The organism is Kitasatospora sp. A2-31, from assembly GCF_022288725.1.
GTDB lineage: Bacteria > Actinomycetota > Actinomycetes > Streptomycetales > Streptomycetaceae > Kitasatospora.
Genome location: NZ_JAKNTA010000001.1, coordinates 1,088,484 through 1,093,703, shown reverse-complemented (window position 1 = coordinate 1,093,703; position 5,220 = coordinate 1,088,484). Strand labels below are relative to the sequence as shown.

Sequence of the window (5,220 nt, the reverse complement as noted above, 5' to 3'; positions counted from 1 at the left end):
ACCGCGACACTGGGCCCGACCGTCACCGCCGTCGGCGTCCAGATGCCGGCGGTCTTCCTGGCGGGCTTCCTGCCGATGCTGCTCGTCGCGTTCGCCTACAAGGAGCTGAACAAGGACTTCCCGGACTGCGGCACGTCCTTCACCTGGACCGTCAAGGCCTTCGGCCCCCGGGTCGGCTGGATGGCCGGCTGGGGCCTGACGGTCGCCACGATCATCGTGCTCTCCAACCTGGCCGGTGTGGCGACCGACTTCCTCTACCTCATGCTCGGGGAGATGACCGGCAGCGGCTGGGTCGCCGAGCTCAACGACACCAAGGCGATCCACCTGCTCACCGTGGTCGTGCTGATCGCCGCCGCCACCGCGATGAGCTACCGCGGCATGACGGCCACCAAGTGGTTCCAGTACAGCCTGGTCGGACTCCAGCTCGCGGTCCTGCTGCTCTTCTCGGTCATCGCGATCGCCAAGGCCGCCGCCGGAGACCTGCCGGACTCGACCGGCTTCTCCGCGTCCTGGCTCAACCCGCTCGACGTCTCCTCCTTCAGCGCGTTCACCGCCGGGCTGTCGCTCTCGATCTTCATGTACTGGGGCTGGGACACCTGCCTGACCATGAACGAGGAGACCAGCGGCAGCGCCAGGACCCCCGGGCGGGCCGCGATGATCTCCATGGTCACCCTGGTCGGCTCGTACCTCCTGGTCGCGGTCGCCTCCCAGATGTTCGCCGGCGTCGGCAGCGCCGGCACCGGCCTCGGCAACCCGGAGACGGCCGACAACGTCTTCGCTGCGCTGGCCCGCCCGGTGCTCGGCTCGCCGTGGAGCGTCCTGCTCTTCCTGGCGGTCGTCGCCAGCGCCGCCGCCAGCCTGCAGACGACCTTCATCCCGGTGGCCCGCACCCTCCTCGCGATGAGCGCCTACAAGGCCGTCCCGCCGCGCTTCGGCACCGTCCACCCGCGCTTCCGCACCCCCGGCTACGCCACCGTGGCGGCGGGCCTCGCCACCGCCGTCTTCTACGTGGGCATGAGCGTGATCAGCGAGAACGTCGTCGAGGACACCATCCTGGCCCTCGGTCTGATGATCTGCTTCTACTACGCACTGACGGCCTTCGCCTGCGTCTGGTACTTCCGCCGCTCGCTCCGCGACAGCCCGCGCGACCTGCTGCTCAAGGGCGTCGCCCCCCTGCTTGGCGGTGTCCTGCTCAGCGGTGTCTTCCTTCAGACCCTCACCGACGCCTGGAACCCGGAGTACGGCAGCGGCGCCGTCCTCGGCATCGGCTCGGTGTTCGTCATCGGTGTCGGCATCCTGCTGCTCGGTGCCGTGCTCATGCTCTGGTACGGCGTGGTCCGCCCGGAATTCTTCCGCGGCGAGACCCTGCGCAAGGAAACTCCCGCCCTCGTCGTGGAGGACTGACGCTATTCTCGAACGCATGAAGCGCTTCGCAGGTCTCAACTGGTGGCCGTCCTAGGACGGCCACCAGCCACGCCTGACCAGGGCCGTCCGGATGGACGGCCCTGACGCGTTTTCCGACGGAACGGGCCCGAGCCCCGGACGGCCGCCAACCCACCGCCGTACCGAGGAGAACCCCATGACCGTCGCCACCACCGCCACCGAGGCCACCCCCACCGCCGCCACTACCACCGCCACCGCCACCGCCACCGAGGCCACCGCCTCCGTCGGCCTCGACGAACGGATCCGCCGCAACCCCGGCGCCCACCGCGTCCTCACCGGCGACCGCCCAACCGGCCCGCTCCACCTCGGCCACTACTTCGGCACCCTGCAGAACCGGGTCCGCCTCCAGCGCCTCGGGGTCGAGATGTTCGTCGTGATCGCCGACTACCAGGTGATCACCGACCGCGACATCGCCGACCGTCTCGCCGAGCACGCCGAGAACCTCGTCCTCGACTACCTCGCCACCGGACTCGACCCCGACCGCGCCACGATCTTCGCCCACAGCGCCGTCCCCGCCCTCAACCAGCTGCTCCTGCCCTTCCTCAGCCTGGTCAGCGTCTCCGAGCTGGGCCGCAACCCCACCGTCAAGGACGAGATCGCCCACTCCCGCCAGTCCGCCGTCAGCGGGCTGATGTTCACCTACCCCGTCCACCAGGCCGCCGACATCCTCTTCTGCAAGGCGGACGTGGTCCCGGTCGGCCAGGACCAGCTGCCCCACCTCGAAGTCGCGCGCACCGTCGCCCGCCGCTTCAACGAGCGCTACCCCCACCCGGACGGCGCCGCGGTCTTCCCCCGCCCCGAGGGCCTGCTCTCCGCCGCCCCGCTGCTGCTCGGCACCGACGGCACCAAGATGAGCAAGAGCCGCGGCAACGCCGTCGCCCTCGCCGCCGACGAGGACACCACGGCCCGCCTGATCCGCTCCGCCAGGACCGACACCGAGCGCCGGATCAGCTACGACCCGGTCGCCCGCCCGGAGGTGTCGAGCCTCGTCCTGCTCGCCGCGCTCTGCCAGGACCGCCGGCCGGAGGAGGTCGCCGAGGAGATCGGGGACGGCGGCGCCGCCGCGCTCAAGCGGACGGTGATCGAAGCCGTCAACGAGCACCTCCGCCCGGTTCGCGCCCGCCGCGCCGAACTCGCCGCCGACCGCGGCTACGTCCGCCAGGTCCTGCGCGACGGCGCCGAGCGCGCCAAGGCCGTGGCCGACGCCACGCTCGACGAGGTTCGGGCGGTGATGGGATCGGTCTGAGGAGCACGGGGCATACCTCCCTACTGGGGGCGGCACCGCAGGCCCGGTGAACGGACCACTCCGGACCCCTGCGGCGCCCGTCCCGTCCCGCCGCAGCGCGCCACCCCGCCCCTCGCGCCCCAGCCCGGTCACGCCGCGCCCCACCGGCCGGGCCGCATCACCCGGCCACGCCGCGCCACCCGCACCCTGGAAGGATCCCGGCCATGGACCAGCACCCGACCACGCCCGGCCGAGGGCTGACCCGCCCGCCGCACCTCCGCCCCGGGGACCACGTCACCGTGGTCGCCCCCAGCAGCCCGATCGACGCCCAGCGGCTCACCGCCGGGGCCGAGATCCTGCGCTCCTGGGGCCTGCGGGTGACCGTCGCCCCACACGTCCTCGACACCCACCCCGTCCTCGGCCACCTCGCCGGCACCGACGCCGACCGCGCCGCCGACCTCCAGAGCGCCTGGCTCGACCCGGCCGTCGACGCGGTGATCTGCGCCCGCGGCGGCTACGGCGTCCACCGCATGGTCGACCTGCTCGACTGGGACGCGCTGCGCACCGTTCCGCCCAAGGTGCTCGTCGGCTTCAGCGACGTCACCTCACTGCACGAGGCCTTCGCCCAGCGGCTCGGCGTCGCCACCCTGCACGGGCCGATGAGCGCGGCCGCGTCCTTCCTCACCGACGGCCCGACCGCCGAGCACCTGCGCCGCACCCTCTTCGAGCCGGCAGCCACCACGGTCCTCACCTCGCCCACGGCCACCACGCTCGTGCCCGGGCGGGCCCGGGGCATCACCGCCGGAGGATGCCTCACCGTCCTCACCGCCGAACGCGGCACGCCCGCCGCCCGGCCCTCCTTCGCGGGCAGCATCCTGCTCCTGGAGGACGTCAACGAGCACCCGTACCAGCTCGACCGACTCCTCACCCAGCTGCTCCGCTCCGGCGCCCTGGACGGCATCGCCGGCATCGCGCTCGGGTCCTGGGACGGTTGCGGCCGACCCGAACGGGTCCGGGACGTGATGCTCGACCGCCTCGGCCCGCTCGGCGTACCGATCGTCTGGGAACTCGGCTTCGGGCACGCCGCTTCCACCCTGACCGTCCCGCTGGGCGTCCCCGCCCTCCTCGACGCGGACACCGGCACGCTCACCCTGGAGCTGCCCGCACTCGTGCCGCCCGTAGCCGCTCCCCGCGGAACGACTCCGGCTGCGGCGGACGGTGAGTAGGGTGCGCCCCATGAACGAGGACACCCTCACCGCCCTCGCCCTGGGCCTGCTGCACGGCCCGGGCAGCAACGCCCGCACGATCCTCGGACTCGCCGGACCGCCCGGCGCCGGCAAGTCCACCCTGGCCCGGCACCTCGTCGCCGAGGTCGAACGACTCGAAGGTCCCGGCAGCGCCGCCTACCTCCCGCTCGACGGATTCCACCTCTCCGCCGCCCAGCTCGACCGCCTCGGCCTGCGCCACCGCAAGGGCGCTCCGGCCACCTTCGACGCCCATGGCTACGTCGCCCTGCTGCGCCGGGTCGCCGCGGACCGCTTCCAGCACATCTACGTCCCCGACTTCGACCGGGACCTCGACGAGCCGGTGGCCGCCCGGCACGTCGTCGCGCCGCACGCCCGGCTCGTCATCACGGAGGGGAACTACCTGGCCGCCGCCGAACACCCCTGGCCGGAGGCCCGTCGGCTGCTGCGCGAGCTCTGGTGGGTGGAGACCGATGACACGGTCCGCGAGGAGCGCCTGCTCCGTCGCCACCGCGACGGAGGCCGTGACGAGACCGCGGCCCGGCACTGGGTCACCTCCAACGACCACCCCAACGGCGAGTACGTGAAGGCGGGCCGCTCGCTCTGCACGCGGATCGTCCATGGGACCGGGTTGCCTTCGCTCCCGGATCGGCGTAGTGTTTCCTAGTCGCTCGGCAGGGAGCACCGGACACGCATCGGCGCGGACGGTCCCGGGGCGGCCAATCCCTAGAAACACCACTCCTTCCCTTTCGGGCTGGTTGCGCTTTGTCGCGCTCCTGTTCGGACCGGGGTCTATTCGGTGTATGCGTTTATGGGGATTGCGGCCGGATTCGCCTTTCGGGGCGGGGATCGGCTAGAGTTTGAAACGTCGGACGGGGCGTCAAGCCCTAGAAGACACCGGCAAGTTGGATGAACGAAGCCCCGGAAACGGAGCGGAAAACATCTGATAAGCTGGAAACACGAAAGAACGAAGCGCCCGGAGGGCCGGTGTGAAAGCCGCCTGAAGGAAGCGTCCGTTCCTTGAGAACTCAACAGCGTGCCAAAAGTCAACGCCAGATATGTTGACATCCCCGGCCTCAGATTCTCTGGGGTTGGAGATTCCTTTTGAAATAACACAGCGAGGACGCAGTGCGCGGGGCCGCCCTATTCCGGTGGTTGCCGTGCCGCTCAACGCGAGTGTGCCGCTCGATTACGAGCAAGCATTCACGGAGAGTTTGATCCTGGCTCAGGACGAACGCTGGCGGCGTGCTTAACACATGCAAGTCGAACGGTGAAGCCCTTCGGGGTGGATCAGTGGCGAACGGGTGA

Annotated in this window: 4 protein-coding genes and 1 other annotated feature (1 of these 5 cut by a window edge); all 4 genes read left to right on the top strand. The window is 71.1% G+C overall.

Annotated features, from left to right (window positions below):
• Positions 1–1,404, top strand: a 1,404-nt coding sequence (locus MCM47_RS04990) for an APC family permease (RefSeq protein WP_238741387.1), incomplete at its 5' end; no start/stop codon positions are given.
• A 175-nt stretch (positions 1,405–1,579) separates the two neighbouring features.
• On the top strand, positions 1,580–2,689 hold the full coding sequence (gene trpS, locus MCM47_RS04985) for a tryptophan--tRNA ligase (protein WP_238741385.1): 1,110 nt from the start codon (positions 1,580–1,582) through the stop codon (positions 2,687–2,689).
• A gap of 203 nt (positions 2,690–2,892) precedes the next feature.
• Positions 2,893–3,894, top strand: coding sequence for an LD-carboxypeptidase (locus MCM47_RS04980; RefSeq protein WP_238741384.1), 1,002 nt, complete (start codon positions 2,893–2,895; stop codon positions 3,892–3,894).
• 10 nt (positions 3,895–3,904) lie between these two features.
• Entirely contained in the window at positions 3,905–4,579 is a 675-nt protein-coding gene (locus tag MCM47_RS04975) for a nucleoside/nucleotide kinase family protein (RefSeq protein WP_238741382.1), read from the top strand.
• A 543-nt stretch (positions 4,580–5,122) separates the two neighbouring features.
• Positions 5,123–5,220: a sequence feature (most likely nonfunctional fraction of RNA operon), on the top strand; it runs 426 nt beyond the window's last position.